Origin of the sequence: Chitinophaga sp. S165 (assembly GCF_003182155.1) — a bacterium.
GTDB lineage: Bacteria > Bacteroidota > Bacteroidia > Chitinophagales > Chitinophagaceae > Chitinophaga.
In genome coordinates, this window is the sequence record NZ_QGTG01000002.1 from 682,548 (window position 1) to 705,713 (window position 23,166).

General features: G+C 41.6%; 15 protein-coding genes. 8 read left to right on the forward strand and 7 right to left on the reverse strand.

Annotation, left to right across the window (positions count from 1 at the left end; all coding sequences use genetic code 11):
- Positions 1–8: 8 nt before the first annotated feature.
- Complete coding sequence (locus C7475_RS11020) at positions 9–2,255, forward strand: DUF5682 family protein (RefSeq protein ID WP_110053408.1); 2,247 nt, start codon at positions 9–11, stop codon at positions 2,253–2,255.
- Between the two features lie 6 nt (positions 2,256–2,261).
- On the forward strand, positions 2,262–3,392 hold the full coding sequence (locus C7475_RS11025) for a VWA domain-containing protein (protein WP_110053409.1): 1,131 nt from the start codon (positions 2,262–2,264) through the stop codon (positions 3,390–3,392).
- Here the strand turns inward: C7475_RS11025 and C7475_RS11030 are convergent, their stop codons facing one another.
- The gene (locus tag C7475_RS11030) at positions 3,393–8,060 is read right to left on the reverse strand and encodes a DUF3320 domain-containing protein (protein ID WP_110053410.1); all 4,668 of its coding nucleotides are present in this window, start codon (positions 8,058–8,060) and stop codon (positions 3,393–3,395) included.
- 118 nt (positions 8,061–8,178) lie between these two features.
- Here C7475_RS11030 and cls point away from each other — a divergent pair, with 118 nt between their 5' ends.
- Positions 8,179–9,657 carry a cardiolipin synthase gene (gene cls / locus C7475_RS11035; protein WP_110053411.1) on the forward strand — a complete coding sequence of 493 codons (1,479 nt, stop codon included), beginning with the start codon at positions 8,179–8,181 and terminating at the stop codon, positions 9,655–9,657.
- 7 nt (positions 9,658–9,664) lie between these two features.
- On the opposite strand, the gene C7475_RS11040 is transcribed toward cls, so the two are convergent.
- The 5 genes from C7475_RS11040 to ybeY form a co-directional block, all read right to left on the reverse strand.
- A complete protein-coding gene (locus C7475_RS11040; protein ID WP_110053412.1) occupies positions 9,665–10,018 on the reverse strand; it encodes a hypothetical protein in 354 nt (117 codons plus the stop codon).
- Between the two features lie 68 nt (positions 10,019–10,086).
- On the reverse strand, positions 10,087–11,172 hold the full coding sequence (locus C7475_RS11045) for a lactonase family protein (RefSeq protein WP_233259819.1): 1,086 nt from the start codon (positions 11,170–11,172) through the stop codon (positions 10,087–10,089).
- 682 nt (positions 11,173–11,854) lie between these two features.
- Positions 11,855–13,723, reverse strand: a complete 1,869-nt coding sequence (mnmG, locus tag C7475_RS11050) for a tRNA uridine-5-carboxymethylaminomethyl(34) synthesis enzyme MnmG (protein WP_110053414.1) — start codon at positions 13,721–13,723, stop codon at positions 11,855–11,857.
- A 398-nt stretch (positions 13,724–14,121) separates the two neighbouring features.
- On the reverse strand, positions 14,122–14,661 hold the full coding sequence (locus C7475_RS11055; RefSeq protein ID WP_110053415.1) for a hypothetical protein: 540 nt from the start codon (positions 14,659–14,661) through the stop codon (positions 14,122–14,124).
- Between the two features lie 1,097 nt (positions 14,662–15,758).
- The gene (gene ybeY, locus C7475_RS11060; protein WP_110053416.1) at positions 15,759–16,181 is read right to left on the reverse strand and encodes an rRNA maturation RNase YbeY; all 423 of its coding nucleotides are present in this window, start codon (positions 16,179–16,181) and stop codon (positions 15,759–15,761) included.
- 204 nt (positions 16,182–16,385) lie between these two features.
- On the opposite strand from ybeY, the gene C7475_RS11065 reads away from it, so the two are divergent.
- The 4 genes from C7475_RS11065 (at position 16,386) to C7475_RS33155 (ending at position 18,444) form a co-directional block, all read left to right on the forward strand.
- Complete coding sequence (locus C7475_RS11065) at positions 16,386–16,625, forward strand: FeoA family protein (RefSeq protein ID WP_110053417.1); 240 nt, start codon at positions 16,386–16,388, stop codon at positions 16,623–16,625.
- Between the two features lie 71 nt (positions 16,626–16,696).
- On the forward strand, positions 16,697–17,677 hold the full coding sequence (locus C7475_RS11070; RefSeq protein ID WP_110053418.1) for an AraC family transcriptional regulator: 981 nt from the start codon (positions 16,697–16,699) through the stop codon (positions 17,675–17,677).
- Between the two features lie 50 nt (positions 17,678–17,727).
- Positions 17,728–18,078, forward strand: a complete 351-nt coding sequence (locus C7475_RS33150; protein ID WP_199236209.1) for an SDR family NAD(P)-dependent oxidoreductase — start codon at positions 17,728–17,730, stop codon at positions 18,076–18,078.
- Positions 18,079–18,093: 15 nt separating this feature from the next.
- The gene (locus C7475_RS33155) at positions 18,094–18,444 is read left to right on the forward strand and encodes an SDR family oxidoreductase (protein ID WP_199236210.1); all 351 of its coding nucleotides are present in this window, start codon (positions 18,094–18,096) and stop codon (positions 18,442–18,444) included.
- A gap of 723 nt (positions 18,445–19,167) precedes the next feature.
- Here C7475_RS33155 and nadA read toward each other — a convergent pair.
- Entirely contained in the window at positions 19,168–20,172 is a 1,005-nt protein-coding gene (nadA, locus tag C7475_RS11080) for a quinolinate synthase NadA (RefSeq protein WP_110053419.1), read from the reverse strand.
- Between the two features lie 769 nt (positions 20,173–20,941).
- Here nadA and C7475_RS11085 point away from each other — a divergent pair.
- Positions 20,942–23,050, forward strand: coding sequence for a peptidylprolyl isomerase (locus C7475_RS11085; RefSeq protein WP_110053420.1), 2,109 nt, complete (start codon positions 20,942–20,944; stop codon positions 23,048–23,050).
- The last annotated feature ends 116 nt before the right edge of the window (positions 23,051–23,166 follow it).

The window sequence follows — 23,166 nt, forward strand, 5'->3', positions numbered from 1 at the left end:
TCAATCATATGTCAATACACGTATTAGGCATAAGACATCACGGGCCTGGCTCTGCAAGAAATGTGAAGGAATACCTGGAAAGGATCAAACCCGATATAGTTCTGGTGGAAGGTCCTCCTGATGCTGACGGTATCCTGGAATGGGCTGGCAATGAACAACTGACTCCTCCGGTGGCCATTCTGGTCTATCAACCAGACGCGCCTCAGAAAGCTGTCTTCTATCCGTTTGCTGAATTCTCGCCTGAGTGGCAGGCTATATTATATGCACGCAGGAATAAGATCCCTGTACGTTTTATGGATTTGCCTATGGCGCACCAGTTTGAACTGAAAGCCGCACGTGAGCCTAAAATAGATCCAGAAGAAGCTCCTTCTCTGAATAATACATTGGCGCCTCACATTCCTGATGCCCGCACAGTGAAATATAATCCTATTGCGTATCTCGCAGGTGCAGCAGGCTTCGACGATGAAGAAAAGTGGTGGGAGCATATGTTTGAATACAGACAGGACCCACAAGACGTGTTCACCGCTATTTCCGAAGGTATACAGGCATTACGCCAGGACTTACGCCTGCCTTACGACAGGGAAGAACAATTGCGTGAAGCGCATATGCGAAAAACGATCCGCCAGGCGGAGAGAGAAATGTACACAGAGATCGCCGTAATATGTGGCGCATGGCATGCACCGGCACTTATCAACATGCCGAAAGCCAAAGAAGATAACGATCTCTTAAAAGGCTTATCAAAAGTAAAAGTTGCGACCACCTGGATTCCCTGGACGTATAACCGGTTAAGTTATAGCAGCGGTTATGGCGCCGGTATAAACTCTCCCGGATGGTATGAACATAACTGGCGCTACCCTGCTGATGATGGGTCCCGATGGATGTCGCGGGTAGCCAGTCTATTCAGAGGGCAGCAAAAGGATATCTCTGTTGCACACGTGTTGGAAGCTGTTCGTCTTTCGTCGGCACTTGCTGCATTAAGGCGATTACATAAACCGGGACTGGAGGAATTAAACGAGGCGACGCTGAGTGTGCTTTGCAACGGCGAAGACTTCATGATGCAGTTGATCAATTCGGAATTGATCGTGAGTGACAGGATCGGAGAAGTACCATCAGATATTCCCCGCCCACCCCTGCAGACAGATATTGAAAAACAACAGAAAAGATTAAGACTTCCTCAAACTGCCGACTTTAAAGACTATGTGCTTGATCTTCGTAAGGAAACAGATCTTGAGCGCAGTATTCTATTACACCGGCTGGAAATGTTAGGCATTCAATGGGGAGAACGTTTCGGCGCATCCGGCAAAGGAACCTTTAAAGAGCAATGGCGTCTGCAATGGGACCCATCTTTTTCTATAGAGATCATTGAAAAAGGCAGCTGGGGTAATACAGTTGAAGAAGCCTCTTCTCAATATGTACAGCACGAGGCACGTAGCAGTACTTCTCTGAAAGAAATAGTCACGCTGCTGGAAACAGCCATTCCCGCAGAGTTACACACTGCAGTAGAAGTACTGATTCAACAGGTGAACAACCTTGCTGCAGCTACCGGAGATGTAATGCAACTGATGACTGTCATACCAGGCCTGGTGCAGATCAGCAGATATGGTAACGTGAGAAAAACAGACGCATCACTGGTGGAGAATATCACCGGTGGCATGATCACACGCATCTGTATAAGTCTGCCTGCTGCGTGTATATCTATTGCAGATGATGCTGCTACTGAATTGCTCGATCTCATCTACAGTATGAATGATGCTATACTGGTATTGCAGGAACCCGACCTTACAAATCAATGGCAACAAACGTTGTTCCAGATAGCACACAATGATAGTACAGCTCCCATTATCGGCGGTTACGCTACGAGATTACTGGCAGATCATCGGCAGGTTACAGGTAATGAACTGGTAAAGGCATTCAGTTACGCAATGTCATCAGCAACATCACCTGCTATATCCGCAGCATGGCTGGAGGGTTTTCTTAAAGGGAGCGGTACTTTATTACTCGTTGATAATGATCTGTGGACCGTTGTATATAACTGGATGCATCATCTGGAAGAAGATGCTTTCAAACAATTACTTCCTTTGCTGCGCAGAACCTTCTCGAACTTCAGTAAATCAGAAAGAAGAAAACTGGGAGAAAAAGCAAAAGGCGGTGTTACCGGCAACACCGGTATCCATCAACAGGGAGCGGATAATATAGATGTCGAAAGAGCATTACAAGGGGTTCCTGTAGTATTGCAAATGTTAGGTATTAAATAGTATTGTATGGACGATTTGAATAAATGGCGTCTTGTGCTGGGTGGTAAAGATGCGGATGGTACCGGCTTCTCTCTTGGCGGACAAGAACTTAAAATGGATCAAACACTGGAAGCGCTTTACGATAGCGAGAAAAAAGGTGGCCTCGGTCCCTCCTCTCCTAACGTAAGCCGCTGGCTTGGTGATATTCGTACTTTTTTTCCGGCATCTGTTGTTCAGGTAATGCAGCGTGATGCCTTGCAACGTCTGAACATCACACAGATGTTGCTTGAAAAGGAGATGCTGGAAAATGTAGAACCAGATGTACATCTCGTAGCTACATTATTAACATTACGACATGCTATTCCTGATAAGACAAGAGATACTGCTAAACAGGTTGTAAAAAGAGTTGTGGATGAATTATTGAAAAAACTGACACAGCCTACATTACAGGCAATAACGGGCAGTCTTCACAGAAGCATCCGCAATAGAAGACCGCGTCATAATGAGATCAACTGGCATGCTACTATATTAAAGAACCTCCAACACTATCAACCCGAGTACAAAACCATTATACCTGAAACCCGCATTGGTTACGGACGCAAAACAACATCACTAAAAGATGTTGTACTCTGTCTTGACCAAAGTGGTTCAATGGGTACCTCTGTCGTTTACTCTGGTATATTCGGATCTGTAATGGCATCTATCCCTGCAATCAAAACCCGCATGATTGTATTTGATACTGCTGTTGCCGACCTTACAGAAGAGTTGAATGACCCTGTTGATCTTTTGTTTGGCGTACAGTTAGGTGGAGGCACTGATATAAATGCTGCGCTCTCCTATTGCCAGCAGATCATTACAAAACCTGCTGACACTGTGCTGGTGCTCATTACCGATCTCTTTGAAGGTGGTAGTGATGATAACATGCGTAAACGAGCTGCTGAATTAACAGCAGCGGGTGTACAGGTCATTGTGTTACTCGCACTGAATGATGATGGAGCTCCCGCTTATGATCACAGTAATGCACAATTCTTTTCAAATCTCGGCATTCCCGTTTTTGCCTGTACACCCGATAAATTCCCTGATATGATGGCTGCTGCATTGAGCAAACAGGATATCAACAGCTGGGCAGCCAGAGAAGATCTTGTATTGAAAAAATGATCACTTAACCTTTAACCATTCATCGTCCTGATAAATAGTTCCATTGGCAAGCGCCATTTCAACAACCTCCTGCAGATCTGTTCTCAGATCTTCCGTTACACGCGCAAATCCTAACGTTTTTGCAATAACCGGTATGGCCGCTACCATAGTAATGGCAATTGCATCACCCACTACTTTTTCTATTACGGTCATTAATTCTTCTGGCGCTATATAAGTCATCTTACGAGATGCCGGAGGTAAATTAACCCGGCTTCGTACAAGTGGTTTCTCCATCGTTGAATCCCACAGGAACTCATCTTTCACCACGACAGAATCATTTCCAACAGCATCTGCGATAGCCTGTTTCAGCACCTCCCGTATCCTGTTTCCCACACGTGCAACATCAGCTGCGTCAAGTATACGACGGGTAGCTTCTTCAACATGAATAGGACTTTCTACACGTACGATCATTTCTAACCATGACCGCAATTTATCTGCCGGATGCTGATGAAGATCTTTTGTCGATATCTCAGCGGGCAATACCGCCATCTCATATAAAGGCACGTCACTACCTTCTCCTTCATCCTCTCTTACCATCGTATAATCTTCCTGGCGGTTTGTATTTATGTCCTGGTCATTACGCTCTCCTTCACGCGCACTTTCAATCGCAGTTATTAGTCTTCTCAATTCACGTGCAGGATGACGGAACCAATCTGTGCTCCATACGTTATAAATGTTCCAACCCATATTCTCTAATACCTGCTGACGCAATCTGTCCCTGTCTTTTGCTGAACGGGCGGAATGATAAGCAGCTCCATCGCAGGTAATACCAAGAATATATTTACCCGGATGCTCCGGATCTACTACTGCCAGGTCAATATAAAACCCTTTACTACCGATCTGTTTTTTCACATTATAACCTGCTGCTGTTAAATGCTCCGCAACCAATGTTTCAAAAGGAATATTTGATGGCATGCCATCTGCATATCCGCTCTGCATTGATCCATGTTGTGCGAAATACAGGAAGTTCTTTAACGCTCTCACTCCTTCACTTTCCGTTTTGCTCAGATCAATATCATCAGCGGTCAGATTTGTAAATACTTCACAGCGTTGTTTTGCACGCGTGATCAATACATTCAATCTCTTTTCTCCACCTTCATTATTCAATGGTCCGAATGACAAGTTCACAGTTCCCTCCGGTGTACGGCCGTAACCTATGCTGATAAATATTACATCCCTTTCATCTCCCTGAACATTTTCAAGGTTCTTCACAAAAAATGGTTCATGCGGATGTGCCTTGAAGAACGTCTCCACTTCTGGCATTTTCTTTCGTGCCGTTTCCAGTGACTGCTGTATCGCCTGCATTTGTGCAGTACTGAAAGCAACTACGCCGAGGCTCATCTCGGGATATTTCTTTGCATGTTCTATTACCGCTTCTGTGATGGCATCAGCTTCACGTTGGTTTGTTCTCGTTTTACCTCTGTCATACGTTGCATCTTTCAGCTGATGATATACCAATCCCATTTTGTGTGCCGCACCAGGGCTTGGGAAGATAACCAGTTTGTCTTCATAGAATTCATGATTGGACATCTTTATCAACGATTCATGTCTGCTACGGTAATGCCAGCGTAGCATTCTTTGTGGTGCACCCTGTGCATCGCACATGCCTAAGATGCTCGGCATATCTGCCGTTACATTTTCTTCATCATCCACTTCTTTCATCAGTGAATCAAAGAAAGTGCTGGGTGGTAATTGTTTACTATCTCCTACAACCACCAACTGTTTTCCACGCAGCAAAGCACCCAATGCATCTACTGGTCTTACCTGACTTGCTTCGTCAAATATTACTAGGTCAAACTGCAATGAACCCGGCGGTAAAAAGTTAGCGATAGAAAGAGGGCTCATCATGAACACAGGTTTGATAGCCTGTATTGCTAATCCTGCTGCCTGCATCAGTTTTCGTATAGGCATATGTCGCGCCTTCTTATTGAATTCTGTGCGTAACACATTTACCTGTCCGCCTGCATCCAGCGGAGGTACACCGTCCCAATGTTTTAATGCGGCCCGCGCTCTGTTGTATTGGAGATTAAGTGTATCAAGTTTTACAAATTGTTTTACTGCTGCTTCATGACTTGATCTTTCAAACTTGCGTAATGATGCATGTGCAGTCAATGCTTTTTCCCATAGATATTCATACCATGTTTTTTGCAATGCTCCTTTTAACGCAGTAACTCCTTCCGCCCAATACGATACTGTATCTGTTAACGTCTGTAATCCTTCTGCAGTTGCAGTTTCTACGAGATTATTCCAGGAAATGATATGATGTATTTCAGGTAATCCATTGATCCATGATTGCGTCAATATGATCTGTTCTTCATAAGGGCGTTGCAGTAATGGAGTGAGATCTCGGAAACGTCGCTGTTCATTCAATACGAATACAGCTACAATATCATCTATTGCAGCTCCCTGTTGTTGGAGGTTTTTCAGCAAAGTATCGTAATAACGTTTGGCTACTTCTACCGGTTCGTTCCTTTCAAGATAATCTAATATCACCGCTGAACATGTACCAAAGCTGATCTGACGATGTACTTCCGTAAGATAATTTGTGATGGCTTCCAGTAACTCCCAGTTGGTCTGTCCTTTCTGCCAACGTTGCGCGAATAATTCTTTAGCCAGGATTTCCTGTTCCTGCAATTGTTTCTCCAATCGCTTTGCTTCGAGAATAGCATCAATGCAGGAGAGTTTTCCCTGCAGATCATCCGGCACACCTGCTTTACATAAGGCGGCAAGTTGACGATTTGTTCTGTTATAATCTCCCTTCAGGAATTTATACCATTTGTCACCATAAGCCAGCAAGTTCTGTCGTATTTCAAGTACCTGCTGATCCCATGCTTCAGGAATAAGAATAGTATCATATACCTGATGGATCTGACGCAAGCGCTTACCCGTTTGCAACAATTCTTTAATGTCTTCTTTCTGTTGCAACCATGCCGGATGGCGCAATTGTACTCCTGTTATATCGGGGCGAATGGAAGCAAGTTGCACAAAGAAAGACAGATCCATGCTATACTTTCTGGTAAGTGGCATCGGTAGTCCTACCTGTCCTGCAATTACAGCGCTCTCATGTTGTAATGATACCGTTGTGCTCTCAGCCTTTTGCAGTATTGGAATTAATCTATCCTGTTCGGCCGGCACTAATACAGTTAAACCACTACCCCAGAATAACAATGTCGACGGTATCCCTGTTTCCCCTAACCTGTTCTCAATACGCGCTGCCATTGCTTCCGCACGTTGCATGTCAAGTGCATTCCAGGTATCGATATTAGGAATGGCTATGCGTGGTAACTCTATTGCTGCGAATTGTTCTTTCAGCTGTAACAGATATCCCATCAGCTGATGAGGAGTAAGACCGCTTTCACCAACAGCAGTATTCACAGCAATACTATAATCATTCAATTCTTTTCTATAATCATTCAGTAGTGTTACTTCCTGTTGCAGTTGAAGAATAGCCGGTTTGCCAAGTTCGAGTGTTCTTCTTAACTCCTGATGCAGTTCTTTTTTATTCGCTTTGTGACTATGTAACTCGAGACATGCGTCTCCTAATTGAATACTGTCCAGTCTACGTTTCACGACTTCAAGCGCCGCCATTTTTTCTGCTACGAATAATACTTTCTTTCCTTCACCAACTGCATTAGCAATAAGGTTAGTGATCGTCTGCGACTTACCCGTTCCCGGCGGGCCTTGTATTACAAGGTTACGTCCTTCCTGCACAGCAAGCATTGCCAGCAGTTGAGAACCATCTGCATCTACTACCTGATGTAATTCATGAGCAGTTGTTTCATTATCTATGAATACATCTTCCGGAATGTTCGACGTATCTTCTTTAAAACCTTCTCCGAAAAGACGCTGCAAAATAGGATGATCAACAGGTTGCTCATCAGCGGGCCATCCATCACTATCAAGGTCATGATACAACATCAGTTTACCAAAGGAGAAGAATCCTAGTTCAACCGCATCAGTAACAACTTCCCAATCAGGCATTCCGTTTATGACATCTGCAATCTTCTCTATGTAATCAATTACTGCTATCTCATCTGCCTCGGGCATATCAGGCAAAGTGATACCATACTCTGCTTTGATCTTAGTTTGTAAACTGAGGTTCATTTCTACCTCACTACCGGTGTAGCGCAAACGAAATCTTTCTCTTGCGCTGGAACGTTCAAGAGAAACAGGTATTAATATCAATGGGGCCTGCCGTTGTTCTTTACCGTTATCTTTTTCATACCATTTCAACATACCTAATGTCAGGAACAGTATATTCACACCCTGTTCTTCCAGGCTGGTACGCGCAGCATAATATGTATTTAATAATCTGTTCTGTAAGGCAACGGCAGTTTCTGTTGTTTGCAGGCGAGTATCATATACAACTTCCTCCGGTTCCTGTAGCGGCAACGGCGGATCGACAATTTCCCCCTCTTTTTCTTTCTTTTCTTTCGGATCGGTCTTAGGCAGGAAAGTCATTGCCTTTCCCTGTTTCACTAACACCTCATATATATTTGTAACGCTCTCCTGTTCAATGTGCACACCACGACTAAGGGGTAAACGATAATTTAACAAGGGGTTACGCAGTCCCAGATCCAGCAGTTCCCTACGGGAAGCTTCCAGTTTAATAAGGATTGATTCCTTCATGTACAGTTCGTTGTAAGAACAAAAAAAATGATAATTTATGTTAAGAACGATTGATGGGGATAATTTATTCTAATAGATATTACCGTTACCTTTATTCACATAATTATTTAGAAACTAAGTGTATCAGATATTATATTTTCTTTGGGGTTCCGATTGGCACATAGCATTGAAAATCATAGGATATGTGCTCATCTCACTTTCCTTCATCGGAGTAGTAGGCACGATCTTGCTGGAAAATCGTAATCCGGTCAAGGCAATGGCTTACATCCTGCTTTTGTCTTTCGTACCCATACTGGGACTAGTAGTATATTACTATCTCGGAAGAGATCTTCGTAAGAAACGTCGTTTCACACTCAAAGGAAGTAAGGACGAAACCTTGATGTTGCGTTACTGGGAATCTCAAAGAAGAGAAATAGAACAACTACAGATTCAGTTAAGACATCTTGTAGCAAGCAAGCAGGAAATATCTGCTATGTTACTGAACACAAGACACTCCGTACTTTCCCGTAATAATCGTGTTCAACTCCTGCTGAATGGAGAAGAAAAGTTTCCTGCAGTAATGGAAGCGTTAAAAGCAGCAAAGCATCACATACATATAGAATACTACATTTTTGCCGCAGATGATGTAGGAAATGAGGTGGCCAATATATTAGTGGAAAAATTAAAAGAAGGTGTTGAGGTCAGGTTTATATATGATGATCTGGGAAGTGATGACATAGGCGACATCCCGGATATGCTGGAAGAACATGGCGCAGAAGTCTTTTCATTTTCTCCTGTACTGATCAATTTTTATCTCAATGCTAACTACCGCGATCACCGGAAGATTATTGTCATAGATGGTGAAGTAGGATTTACAGGTGGAATCAATATGGATGGCCGTTATCTTAATAATGATAAACATCCTGTATTCTGGAGAGACACACATCTGAAGCTGGAAGGAGATGTTGTAAATTTATTACAGCTACAGTTTATGATGAGTTATCGTTACTGTAGTAAAAAAACATTTGATTTCGGTCCTCCTTACTTTCAACGTTCCGAACTCCGCGAGAATTGTTTTGCAGATATTGTTGCCAGCGGTCCTGATTCAGATTTCCCTATGGCCATGCAAACCATACTTATGGCGATTAACGTAGCGAGACGTTCCATCCGCATAAGTAATCCGTACTTCATTCCGAATGAACAAATATTGACTGCGCTACAGATGGCTGCACTCGCAGGTAAAAATGTACAACTGATCTTGCCTTTCCGGGGAGATTCATTTTTTGTTCAACACGCAGCACAATCATACATCAAGTCTATGCTTGATGCAGGCGTAAAAGTTTATTTCTATCAGAAGGGTTTTATACATGCTAAGTCAATTGCAATAGATGACAATCTTGCAATTGTTGGTTCTGTCAATCTTGATTACCGCAGTTTCTATCTGAACAGCGAAATTGCTGTAGTCATTTACGATAAACAATTCGTTCATAAACTAAATGCAGCTTTCGAGCAAGACCTACACGACTCAGTTCATATTGAACGCCGGCTGTGGAAAAACCGCTCGATCTGGCAAAGGTTCATTGACGCGGTATGTAGATTATTAACTCCCTTATTATAATAGATGATCAAACATCATCATCGTTAGTCTCTTCCAGGTCTTCATGTCTGTCACCACCCAGACTGTAGTAATTATTCTCTTCATCTTCTTCTCCGATCCGTTCATTCTCATCATCAAGATCAGAACCTGGAACATCAAGTCCTTCTTCTTCTTCTTCCAAATCATCCAGATTACCAGACGACTCTCTGGCTAATTCATTATTGATCCTGGAAGACCTGGTTACTTGTTCGACATCCAGATCTTCCTGTTCCCCTCTTGAGGTAATATCTTCACTCGCCGGATAAGCAGGATAACCTGGGAACTTTTCATCTTCGTTCAATTCGGATTTTTTATCTGTCGGTTTTGTCACTTTCTTTTTCATAGCTGATCCTTTTTAATTTTCTCTGAAAAAGTTATGCCAATCGGATGCGCTACATTTTTCCCTTCATTTTAATTACTGCCGATCATTTTCAAACAGACTGGTTTTGGAACTTTGATTTCATGTCCGGTAGCTTTTAACAGCCCGGTAGTTTTATTTCTTTTAAACACCACTACATTATCAGAATCCTGATTAGCTACTAACAAAAAGTTACCGTCAGGCTCAATCATAAAATTACGTGGCGCTTTTCCACCAGTTGCCTGTTCGCCTTTTTTAACCAGTTGCCCGTTTTTACGATCTATACTGTAGATAACAATATTATTCAACTTATCTCTGTTCGAAGCATACAAAAATTTTCCATCTGGAGAAACATGAATATCTGCTCCGGAGATAGGTCCTTTATATGCAGCGGGTAAAGTTGACAAAGTCTGAAAAGGAATCAGCCTTCCCCTCACATAATTAAAGGCGGTAACTTTTCCGTCCAGTTCATGAATGATGTAAGCCCACTTTCCATTGGGATGAAAAGTGATATGTCTCGGACCAGATCCCGGCGGTAGCAAAGCATACCCGGTATCAGCGGGTACCAATGGTAATACGTCACCCTGTCTGTATGAATAAATAACTACCTGGTCTATCCCAAGATCCGATACATATAATGAATGATGGTCCGGACCAAATACTGTACAATGTACATGTGGTTTTTCCTGACGGTTTTTATTTGGTCCTGTACCTGTATGCTCAATGGTTTGCACCGGTGCATCAATTTTTCCATCTGCCCGAACCGGTAATACAGATAAACTTCCTCCACTGTAGTTTCCAACGATCACATATTTTCCATCCTGGTCAGTAGTAATATAACAGGGCGCAGCTCCTCCCGAAGATTGTTTATTTAAAAAAGTTAAGGTTCCACTCGTTGTGTCCCATTCAAAAGCACTTACTCCCCCTTCATTATTTTCATTGACAGCATACACATGTTTCTGATCAGGTGCAATAACCAGGTAAGACGGATTATTTATATTTTTTGTAGTGCTCACATAACGTAATGCTCCGGTACTGTTGTTGAACGCGTAAACATTAATCCCTTCTTCCTCATTTTTTGTATAGGTGCCTATCAATAAATATTTTTCTTTCGTGGTATCAGTTTGTGCTGCTAACATAGTTGACGATAGTAAAACCGTGGAGGTGAGTAAAATATTGAGCATACATTGGGACTTTTTAGGTAAGACAAATTACTAAATATGACATAAAGTAAGAAAAAGCAATTTTAAGGCCTCTTTTTTCAATTACATCCCATTTTGAACCAAACATATTATTCAACATAAGATCGTTGAAATTTCGGGAGATAATGAGACCGACTAAAAAATTCATAATTATCTGATAATCAATAAATAATGAATTTTAGGATAAAAAAGCCCAGTCCGAAGAAACGGACCGGGTATTATATACTTCTAATTTAACCTTAACTTTAATCGTTAATAATTTATGTTGAATACAATATTATCGGGAACGGTGCCACGTTACATTTGATGCAACGTCACACTTATCCGAATAGTTAGAATAGTTGAAATAATTTGTTGATGAAATTTTCCAGGAAATCCGGTGGTGAATAAATCCATAGGCTCACTAAATAGTCATTAGTGGAACTGGCTATAAATAAATTTCAACCTGCTTCGTTAGAAATTCTTCGTGGATGAAAATTGTGTCGGTCGTGTCATAGGTTCAATCTCTTTCATCTTTTTTCAGGGTCCAGATATTTTGGTCGACAAACGAATATAGACAAAAAAAATACATGCCCATAGAAAGCATGTATTTTTATTTTCGATTCAATAAATATTTTCATTACCTCCCCATATACACCATCAGGATCTGTACATCACTTGGATTCACTCCACTTATTCTACTTGCCTGACCCAATGTACGTGGCCGGATTTTATTAAATTTCTGTCTTGCCTCGGTACTCAATGAAACGAGTTTTGCATAATCAAAACTATCTGGTATGATCAGATCTTCCATCTGGCTCATTCTTTTTACCAGGTCATTTTCCTTTTCTATATACACTTCATACTTGATCTGAATTTCCGCCTGTTCCAAAACTTCATCACTAAATTCAGAAAGCGCTTTTCCGATTTTCGCTACGTTGTTCTTCATGGAAAAAATATCCAGGGAAGGCCGTAATAAAATTTGGTAAGCGCGCATTCTCTGTGGAAGTGGTGAACTATTTTTTTCTATCAAAAGGTGATTGATCTCTTCCGGATCGATCGGTAATTCTTTCAAAATACTTTTTATCTTTTCTACCCCTTCCCTTTTCAAAGTCACTTTGTCAAATCTGTTTTGTCCGGCCAGTCCCATTTCAAAACTTCTTTCTGTCAATCGAAGGTCTGCATTATCCTGTCTTAATAAAGTTCTGAATTCAGCTCTTGATGTAAACATGCGATAAGGTTCATCGGTTCCTTTATTAATCAGGTCATCAATTAACACTCCGATATAAGCTTCACTTCTTTTCAACACAAATGGCGCCTGACCTTTTGCTTTCAGGTGAGCATTGATACCAGCCATTAGTCCCTGACAAGCTGCCTCCTCATATCCGGTCGTTCCATTAATTTGTCCAGCAAAAAATAAATGTTGGATATGTTTTGTTTCCAGGGAGAACTGTAACTGTGTTGGCGGGAAGTAATCATATTCGATCGCATACCCTGGACGGAACATTTTTACATTCTCAAATCCGGGAACTAACTGCAGTGCTTTATATTGTACGTCTTCCGGAAGGGATGTTGAAAACCCATTGACATAAATTTCTACGGTGTTCCAACCTTCCGGCTCAACAAATAGTTGGTGCCTGTCTCTTTCCGCAAATCTGTTTATCTTATCTTCAATACTTGGACAGTACCTGGGTCCTACTCCCTGAATCCTTCCCTGAAACATAGGTGATCTGTCAAATCCTGTTTTCAACATTTCATGTACCTTATCACTGGTGTAAGTGATATGACAACTTCTCTGTTGTTCAGGTTTAATCTTTTCAATGTCCAGATAAGAAAACCCAGTGATCACATCATCACCTGGCTGTTCTTCCATTTTTGAATAGTCCAGACTTCTTGCATCAATTCTGGGAGGTGTTCCTGTTTTTAAACGATCACTTTCGAAACCGAGAGAAACAAGTTGTTCAGTGATTCCGGTAGCTGCTTTTTCTGCAACCCTTCCTCCCCCGAACTGTTTATCTCCGATATGCATTACTCCATTCAGAAAAGTACCATTAGTCAGTACAACTGATTTTGCTTTTATTTCGTGACCGAGTCCGGTTACTACTCCATAACAAACCCCATCTTTAACAAGTAATCCTTTTACCATGTCCTGGTAAAAGTCCACATTTGGAGTTTGCTCCAATGCTTCCCTCCACTTTGCGGCAAATAGCATCCTGTCATTCTGAGTACGAGGGCTCCACATAGCTGGTCCTTTTGAACGGTTCAGCATGCGGAACTGTATCATTGATTGATCTGTAACAATACCGGAGTATCCACCCAGCGCATCAATTTCTCTTACTATTTGCCCTTTAGCGATACCACCCATTGCTGGGTTGCAACTCATCTGCGCTATAGTTTGCATATTCATGGTCACCAGTAATACTTTGGATCCCATATTTGCAGCAGCTGCCGCTGCCTCGCAACCGGCATGTCCGGCGCCTACCACAATAACATCGTAAGATGGAAACATAATCTTGTTTAAATAGAAATGCAAAAGTACATAGAAGGAAGGACATATAATGTTCCACGTGGAACATGTTGTTTATTGTTGTGAAGCACACGGAGGAGTTATATAAATATTACATGTTCAGGCCAGATTCTTTTTATAAACATGTTCCATATGTTGATCCCCCATTAGCGAACCACAATATCCCTAACGAATAGTTTCCTCACAAACATGAAAGATAACCAAAGTTTAAACGGACCAGGTTGAAAACCTGGGAGATTCGTGTGATCAGGTCACAGCCATGCCTATCCACTTTTAACGCGGAACAACACATATCAAAATAATCCATGCCAGGCTGGTAAACGTATTCGAGAATGTTCCTTAACCAGAAAGAAGCCATTCATAAACCGTGAAGACGGTTTTTATGTAAGCAGCAATTCTTTCACCGTTCGGTTTCCCGGTAAATCTCTTACGTCTACAATGACCTTACCGCCTGCAGGCAGTGCAGTGGCTATATAATACCAATCTACTCCGTTCCTGCCTAAAACTGCCCGCCCACGCTCGGTAATAACACCGTCACCGTCTATTACTTTTACCTCCACTTCCGCTACCCGGAACTCATCTTTGGCAGTCACCACAACCTCCTGGTCTTCTAACCTGATGTTTTGTACTTCGGGACTGCGGTAAGCATCCTTCACCGCCATATTATAGGCATTTTGCCCCGGCCCGGCCAGCGATTCATAGTAAGCCTTGATCTGCGGATCTTCCAGCATAATATGTGCACGCATCGAAGCGACAGTCATCTTATGCCTTGCTTCTAACTGCTTTTGGGTAGGCTTTTTCCGAGAAGGGCCGCGTTTCTTCGCCATAATGATTTGCCCATTCCTTTCGTAGATCGTGATCTGTTTGCCGAGGGTGCCCCGGACAAGTTGCATGAGGATATTGTCTTTAACAATGGCCATAAAAAGGTCGTTTTGAGGTTAGTACTACAAGTTTCCTGTATCGTTTTACTAAGGTACGTATAAGCTTACCAATATGTAACTAAAAGGTCATTTAAAGGTCACTTCAATATCGATTTGATATATAAATGCCCTTTAAATATCCTTTTGGTAACCTTTTAGTAAGCTTATATCAAGCCAGTAGAAAACCTATTGGGACACTGTAGAAGGATAACTATAATGAAGAGTCTATTATCCTGATGTGAGGAAACTGGCGGATTGCCAAAACCAACCGGTTCGGGGACTGCGACGCAAGCGGGTAAAGGAAAGAATTTGTCTTGAACGGTCTGAAATTTATGCTGAACACAAATCCCCGGTTTTTAACTTGATCCGTTAAACACTCACATTTGACCTATCTGTTTTAGGTCCCATCCGATTCACCATTCAAAAGATATGACAGCAGTAGTATTTTGGGGGGACCGGCCCAATCATATTTTAAAAATGAAATATGAAATTAAAGTACCTCCCATTTAACTAAACTCTGAAGATGGTATGTGCGCTTTAGAAATCTGGCCGGCCATACCTGATATTGGGTGTAAGACTATACTGACGGGCCAGTCTGTATATAAAGCATGTGTTTCCTCCCTACTCCCTTTCAACCACGCTAACCACCATTTTCTCCAAAACGACATAAATACCCCATATATAGTAACATATGAGTTATCATTATTTACCTCTTACGATATTAAAAAGTGTGCATGTATCAAAGAACTACCATTTGACGTGAGGTTATTAATCTCGGACAAAGGATAGAGATAAAAATTGTATACGGTCCGGGAGACTAAACATTGGGGTAATATTTCCATCAAGGATCTTTGTATGCCAACCGAGCTTAGTAAGGTGTGAGAATTGCATATATCAATTTCTGATAAAAGATCTTTTAGCTTGGGTTAATACAATGTAAAGGTGCGCATCTATCAGAACAAAGTATCGAATTCTTTCCTTCTGGAATTGAGATCAATACCACCCTATTTCTTTCCCATCAATATTTCCAAAATAAGAAAACCCGAACCTTAGTAGTTCGGGTTTCGTAAATGTTCCACGTGGAACATAATAAGTTTCTATCCAAAGTAAAGCTCGAGACACTCATTTTCCTTCTCCCTCATAAGAGCGGATTGATCTTTTGTTTTGTCCTTATAACCACATAAGTGCAAAGCTCCATGAAAAATTACCCTATGTAATTCCTGTTCTTCTGTTACACCAAACTTCATGGCATTTTCCTTAACCCTATCAACACTAATATAAATCTCCCCTTCGGTAACATCAGGATCCTCCCCCAATTCAAAAGTAACTATATCGGTCAGCGTATCGTGTTGTAAAAACTCCTGATTAATCTGCAGTAGATACTCGTCAGTGCAGAACACATACTGCAAATTTTGTAGCCCCTGCCCTTCTCTGGCAAATAAATCTTTAATAAAAGCCTTCAACCTGGTCTTGTTCTTCAGATTTAACTTCACCTCATGAGGGGCAAAATTGATAGCCATAAGCAGTATTCTTCGTTTTATAAGTAATTGAGAATGTAAAAATATGGTGAAATTTCGGTTTCACCCTACTCTGTCTTTGTTCGATTGATACCCAGCCTGTACCTTTGCTCCGTCAGGAAATCGAGACCTTAGTGAGATATACAATTTATCAACTGCTAAGTTTGAGAAAGAAAGCACCAGGCATTAAAGATTAAATTACAACGGATGAAAAAAGGAGTGATTAAATTGTCTTCGCTTGCTATTGGTAAAAGTGCCGTGATAACGTCTTTCGAAAAAGATGAACTGCACATCAAATTAATGGAGATGGGGTGTGTACCCGGAGAAACTGTAAAAGTAGAGAAAATTGCCCCCCTTGGTGACCCGATCTCTATCATGGTTGCCGGCTATAACCTTTCCCTCCGCAAAACAGAAGCTGACTTTATATGGGTAGAAGAATTAGTCTAATTGACAGATACGAATGATCCATTTGGTTTACAACATTTGGCGAACAATGGATCATTCGTATTTTTGATACTATGAAGCCGCCCAACAATATTCCAACCCAACCACTCTCCTCCCAACACGCTAAACTTCACCGTGATACTTCCCAAATAAGCCCCTTCGGATACCATCAACTAATAGAAACTAAAAAGCTACCAGGCTTTGAGATCTATTCAACTGAAGGAATGATACCGGATTATGGCCCTGCTAAATCAGATTTCTATAGGATCGGAGTAGTTACAAATGGCACTCTTAGGATGCAGCTCGGGCTTGAATTATTTGACGTGACTTCGGATACGCTTAATTTTTCCATCCCCGGGCAGATACATGCAAAGTCAAATGCCAGCCAAGACGTATTCGGCTACTATATTCTGTTCGAAGAAACCTTCATTGAAAATCTCATACCACATAATAATCTCAGGGGACAATTTCCATTCTTCAATCATGAAGGACATCAGGTATTCAAGTGTAATCAAATGGAGATGACAGAGATAACATTTTTACTTCAAAAAATAGATAGAGAACTCCAGGAAATGAATACAGATAGAACCACCGCCATCAAAATGTATCTTTATCTGTTACTGCTAACAGCAAAAAGAAGTTATGAAAGACAAGATCTGGCTGACGATTCGCGGGTTATGGATACAAATGCGCACCTTGTCAGTCGGTTCTATAAACTAGTTGGTAAAAGTTTTTTATCATTAAGACAAGTAACCGACTACGCAAAAATGCTTCATGTCACCCCAAATCATCTGAATAGGGTTGTAAAAAGCGTGACTAATCAGACCGCGTCGGACGCAATCAGTAACATGTTGGCCCAGGAAGCAAAAGTTTTACTCAAATCAACAACACTGTCAGCGGCGGAAATAGCCTATCAATTGGATTTTAGTGAGCCAGCCGCATTCAGCCGGTTCTTTAAGAAAGTAACCGGACTTACTCCCCTGATGTATCGCCAACAGGAAACAAGGATCAGGATTGCAGGATCCGATCAATCATCTGCATACTTGGAACAATAATACCGAGCATAGACTTTTGAACTTTGCACTGTTAAACAAACAGTAAACAAATGATCAAAGATCTCCAGAATCAAAAAATAGTAATAGCAGGCGGCACCTCTGGTATTGGACTAGCTACAGCGAAAATGTTAGTTGAATCATTAGCAAATATCACTGTAACAGGGCGCGAACAGAAAAAAATCGAGGCGCTTCATATTTCTGACCCCAAACTGAACGCAATTGCAATAGACAGTAGCGATAAAAACCAATTGACAACTTTCTTTTCCACGTTCGGTTCATTTGACCACCTGATCATTACCTTAAGTGGTGCAAAAGGTGCCGGTAGTTTTTCAGAACTTTCGTTAGATGATCTTAGAGAAGGTTTCGAGAAAAAATTTTGGCCCTATCTCCAAACAATTTAAAGCGCCCTCCCATTTTTGAAAAAAACCGGAAGCATTACAATATTAACCGCCTCGTCAACCGCTGCTCGTCTTCCGGGAACCGCCGGCCTGGCCGCTATTAACGGCGCACTTGAAATTATGGTCCCAATCCTTGCAAAAGATCTCAAACCAATTCGCGTCAACGCTATTTCGCCTGGCGTAATTGATACTCCATGGTGGAATTTTCTGAACGAAAAAGATAAACAGGAAACCTTCCGCCAATTTTCTCAACAAATACCGGTAGGAAGAATAGGCGCGGCAGAAGAGATTGCACAGGCAATTGCAGGAGTAGTAACAAACAACTATCTGAACGGAAGTGTGATCTTTTGTCACGGAGGACTTTCTTAGAAACTAAGAAAGCTTTTCTTTGCGTAAAACCGTGGGCAACTTACAGCTCTGATTATAAAATAAAGGCCGTTAGAATTTAACGGCTGGTTATACTCCTGATAACAATTTTTCCGCCGCACTCATAAGGCCTTCACATTTGAAGGCCTTATGACTTAAATGGAGTCTCATTTCCCGTAGTACCCTACAGAAAAAACTGATCCGTTGAATTCCTGAAGCATTCTTTTCAACTGCCCACCAGAAAGATATCGCCCACTGGACGTCGCAAATTAATTTTTCATCGTATTCATAAGCCCTTCAAAAATGAAGGCGCTATATTTTCGTTCTAAGGTAAATTCCCGTAGGGTCCTACGGGAATTCCAGGAATATTTAAGCCTTAAAGCCTTCATTTTAGAACGTTGACAGTAGCATATAGCCGACCATATCCCTATACCTACACATACACTACATCTATGAAGCCTTCATTTTAGAAGGCCCTATATTTTCAATAAACTAATTTTTTCCGTAGGTACCCACAGGAAAAATATTTTCATCGCAGCTATAAGGCCTTCAAATCGAAAGGCCTTATACTTAAACTGCATACCCATATACCCGATACTGTAATATTCATCGCAACTATAAGCCGTTCGAAGACATAAAAAAGGCCCGATTGATGTCTCAATCGGGCCTTTTTATAGAAAACATAACCTTGTATAACTTATAATCTATTAATTATCAACTAATTAACTATAATCCGTACTGTGCACTAATCTCTAACATCCGCTCAATAGGTTTCTTTGCAGCAATCCTTAATTGTTCATTCATTGTGATCTCCGGTTCTTCATATTCCATACACAAATACAACTTTTCCAGCGTGTTCAACTTCATATGAGGACAGTCATTACATGCACATGCGTTATTTGGTGGCGCAGGAATAAAAGTTTTGGATGGATTTTCTTTCTGCATCTGATGAAGGATACCGGTTTCGGTAACTACAATGTACTCCTGGGCATCATCTTTCTGAGAGAATTTTAAAAGTCCGGTAGTGGATCCTATATAATCTGCAATTTCGAGGACAGCTGCTTCACACTCTGGATGGGCTATCACTTTAGCTTTCGGGTGACGAACCTTCAACTTGGTTATCTTTTCCAGGGAGAAGATCTCGTGAACCATGCACGCTCCATTCCAGAGCAACATGTCCCTACCCGTTTTTTTGGCCAAATAAGCCCCTAAATTCCTGTCGGGGGCAAAAATGATCGGTTGATCCTTGGGGACGCTATCGATGATCTTTTCGGCATTAGACGACGTGCAAATGATATCGCTGAGCGCTTTGATGCCTGCAGAACAATTTATGTAAGAAATAACGAGGTGATCCGGATGTTTTTCCTTGAACTTTCTGAACAGTTCAGGAGGAGCACTATCGGCCAGGGAACATCCTGCTTTCAGGTCCGGTAATAACACTTTCTTTTGTGGACTCAAAATTTTTGCCGTCTCAGCCATAAAGTGTACTCCGGCAAAAACAATAATGTCTGCATCGGTTTTGGCAGCCTGCTGACTTAACCCCAAACTGTCCCCGATGTAGTCTGCCACATCCTGGATGTCGGGTTCCTGGTAATAGTGTGCCAGGACGATCGCATTTTTTTCCTTCTTAAGCCGTTCGATTTCTGCAAAGAGATCCAGTCGCACGTCAACCGGCAAATCCAGGTATCCTTTTTTTTGCAGTTCGCTTTTTGCAATTTCCAGCTCCCTCATCATAATTATATATATAGTTTATTATTTAAAAAGAAAAAACCCACTACTATTAGGGCTGTGAATATGTGAGAACTAATTTTGACCATCGTGTACAAATGTAGTTGTTATTCTTTTGGTCTTAGCTATCCACAGGAAATTAACAATGAAGATCGGCCATAGTATTGGAAAACCCTAACTTCATCCACATAGGTGGATATCGTTTTCCGTGAATATTTTTTTCTGGACCCACCTATTGAAAACATGTGGACAGCTGTTCAAAACAATCCCCAAAACTGACCTTTGGTTAACGCGACTATTTTCTCCGGGAATAACAAAATTAGTTTTCAGGTACCTGAAGTGAGGTTTTTACCAAGATATTGGACAAATTCTACCGCTTTTTTAACACTCAATGTGGATAAACTACAACTAAAAAGTTATATCAGGTTAAGATTGCTTTTTTAGCTTTACATCGATCTTTGTACACACTTTAATGTGAATGAAGATTTTGCCGTCTGCGAAATGTGAATAACCGAGCACATATTTTTAAGAAGGCAAAAATCCTGAAATAATGGCTGATAGCCGTATTGAAAATTCCCCGGGTCTTACGCACAACCTGGTACAAAAATCATGACAAATGTGGATAACCTGTGAATGAAACCTAAAATACCTTTCCCGGTAAATTGCTTGAAATCCTTTCCTGTATTGGGTTTGGGGCAATAAAAACTGTTTTGCAGTTACAGTTATTTTATTCTATTTTTGCTTTCCTTAAAAAATTTAGACTATATAATATATGTCAGTTATTCAGAAGATCAGGGATAAATATGCTGTGGTGATCGTCGTAGTGATCTGCCTGGCTATTGTCAGTTTCCTGTTACAAGATGCCTTTTTCGGCAAAAACTCTCTCATTCGCCGTTCCACGGTTGTTGGTAAAGTAAATGGTGAAGAACTAGAATTCTCTGATTATCAGCAGATGATCAAAGCTTCGGAAGATCGTATGCGCCAGGGTAATAATATGCTCGCCGAGCAGATTACCGAACAGGCACGCGAATCCGCATGGAACCAGTTCCTGAGCAAACAGATCATGGACGCTCAATACCAGAAACTTGGTCTTGCCGTAACTGATGAAGAGATTAAAGATCAGTTCACCGGTAAAAACCCTAGCCCGGTTGTTGCCCAGCAATTTACTGACGAAAAAACTGGACAATTTGATCGTGCCCGTATGCAACAGGTATTAGCTAACATCAGCCAGGACAAAACTGGTCAGATGCGCGCCGGTCTGTTACAACTGGAAGATTACATTGCTCAGTCAAGGATTTCCGAAAAATATCTTTCCCTGGTCAAACAAGCGGTATATTATCCTAAATGGTTAGCTGAAAAGCAAATTGCGGATAATGGACAAGTGGCATCTATCTCTTATGTGTCAGTTCCATACGCTACCATCGCTGACTCCACTATTAAAGTGACAGACAGCGAACTGAATACTTATATTAATAATCATAAAGAACTGTTCAAAACAGAAGAGTCCCGTAAAGTAGATTATCTCTCTTTCAACGTGATCCCTTCTGCTGCCGATACAGCTGCCGCACTGAAAGTGCTGTTCGAAGCTAAACAGGAACTCGATACTATCAGCAATACTGATGTAGCCGCTTTCATCAACCGCAACTCAGACTTACCTTTCTATGATAGCTACATTGCAAAGAGTGCACTGATGGTTCCTCAGAAAGATACTTTATTAAGTTTACCTAACGGCGCTGTGTTCGGACCGTATTATGATAATAACCTGATAGTTTTCGCGAAAATGATCGATCGTAAGTTATTACCAGACAGCGTTAAAGTTCGTCACATATTAATAGCTACACAAAATCAACAAGGTGGTGGTCTGCCGGATTCAATCGCTAAAGCCCGTGTTGATAGTATCGAAAGAGCTGTTAGAGGTGGTGCTGATTTCAAAGCCCTGGTTCAACAGTACACAGACGACGCGAGTAGCAAACCAACCGGTGGTGAATATGATGTAACTCCTTCTTCTGAACTGGTGAAAGAGTTTAAAGATTTTGCGCTGGAAAAAAGTAAAGGAAGTATTGGTGTTGTAAAAACGGTCTTTGGTTATCACCTGATCGAAGTTATGGATCAGAAAAATGTTGGTCAGGCTGTTAAAATCGCTTACCTGGCAAAACCAGTAGCACCAAGCCGCGAAACAGATAGCAAAGCCTATGCTGAAGCAAATGAATTCGCTTCCAAGAACCGCGATCAGAAAACATTCGAGAAAAATATTCAGCAGAATGGCCTGAACAAACGTATCGCTGACAACCTCCGCCCTATGGATCACATGATCCCTGGTATCGGTCAGGCACGTGAGCTGGTTCGTTGGGCTTATGATGCTAAGAAAGGTGACGTGAGCAACGTATTTACCTTTGATAATAATTATGTAGTTGCTGTACTCACAGCTGTTCGTGAAGAAGGTGTCGCTGCCCTTGAAGATGTAAGACCTGCTGTAGAAGCTGAAGTAAGAAAAGGCAAAAAGGCTACACAGATCATCGAGAAATTACAGTCTCCTGCTTCTCTGGAAGCTGCACAGAAAGCAACTAACCAACCGGAACAAAAAGCTGAAGGTCTCAGCTTCGGTACTCCGTTTGTTGCCAGCCTCGGTTTCGAGCCACGTGTAGTAGGTGCTGCGTTCAATAAGAGCTGGGGTACCGCGAAAGTATCTGCTCCGATCGAAGGTAACGCTGGTGTATATGTGATCAAAGTGGACAACTTCCAGGCATCTGGTCAGCCACAAGATCCGAAAAGTGTAAGCCGTGCTTACGAACAGAGCCTGCTTTCTGCATTAGATCAGCAGCTGTTCTCAGTACTGAAGAAGTTGAGCAAGATCGAAGATAACCGTAGCAAATTCTTTTAAGGAATAATCATCTTCAAATAACTGATAATAAAAGCTCCAGAGCATATAGCCCTGGAGCTTTTTATTTGTACCTATGCCTGTTAACCTGATCCCCAAATGCCGGCTACTACTGCAGA

Coding starts and splice junctions, on each gene's coding strand:
- C7475_RS11020 (WP_110053408.1), top strand. CDS start 9: ATGTCAATACACGTATTAGGCATAAGACATCACGGGCCTGGCTCTGCA.
- C7475_RS11025 (WP_110053409.1), top strand. CDS start 2,262: ATGGACGATTTGAATAAATGGCGTCTTGTGCTGGGTGGTAAAGATGCG.
- C7475_RS11030 (WP_110053410.1), bottom strand. CDS start 8,060: ATGAAGGAATCAATCCTTATTAAACTGGAAGCTTCCCGTAGGGAACTG.
- C7475_RS11040 (WP_110053412.1), bottom strand. CDS start 10,018: ATGAAAAAGAAAGTGACAAAACCGACAGATAAAAAATCCGAATTGAAC.
- C7475_RS11045 (WP_233259819.1), bottom strand. CDS start 11,172: ATGTTAGCAGCACAAACTGATACCACGAAAGAAAAATATTTATTGATA.
- mnmG (WP_110053414.1), bottom strand. CDS start 13,723: ATGTTTCCATCTTACGATGTTATTGTGGTAGGCGCCGGACATGCCGGT.
- C7475_RS11055 (WP_110053415.1), bottom strand. CDS start 14,661: ATGGCCATTGTTAAAGACAATATCCTCATGCAACTTGTCCGGGGCACC.
- ybeY (WP_110053416.1), bottom strand. CDS start 16,181: ATGGCTATCAATTTTGCCCCTCATGAGGTGAAGTTAAATCTGAAGAAC.
- C7475_RS11065 (WP_110053417.1), top strand. CDS start 16,386: ATGAAAAAAGGAGTGATTAAATTGTCTTCGCTTGCTATTGGTAAAAGT.
- C7475_RS11070 (WP_110053418.1), top strand. CDS start 16,697: ATGAAGCCGCCCAACAATATTCCAACCCAACCACTCTCCTCCCAACAC.
- C7475_RS33150 (WP_199236209.1), top strand. CDS start 17,728: ATGATCAAAGATCTCCAGAATCAAAAAATAGTAATAGCAGGCGGCACC.
- nadA (WP_110053419.1), bottom strand. CDS start 20,172: ATGAGGGAGCTGGAAATTGCAAAAAGCGAACTGCAAAAAAAAGGATAC.
- C7475_RS11085 (WP_110053420.1), top strand. CDS start 20,942: ATGTCAGTTATTCAGAAGATCAGGGATAAATATGCTGTGGTGATCGTC.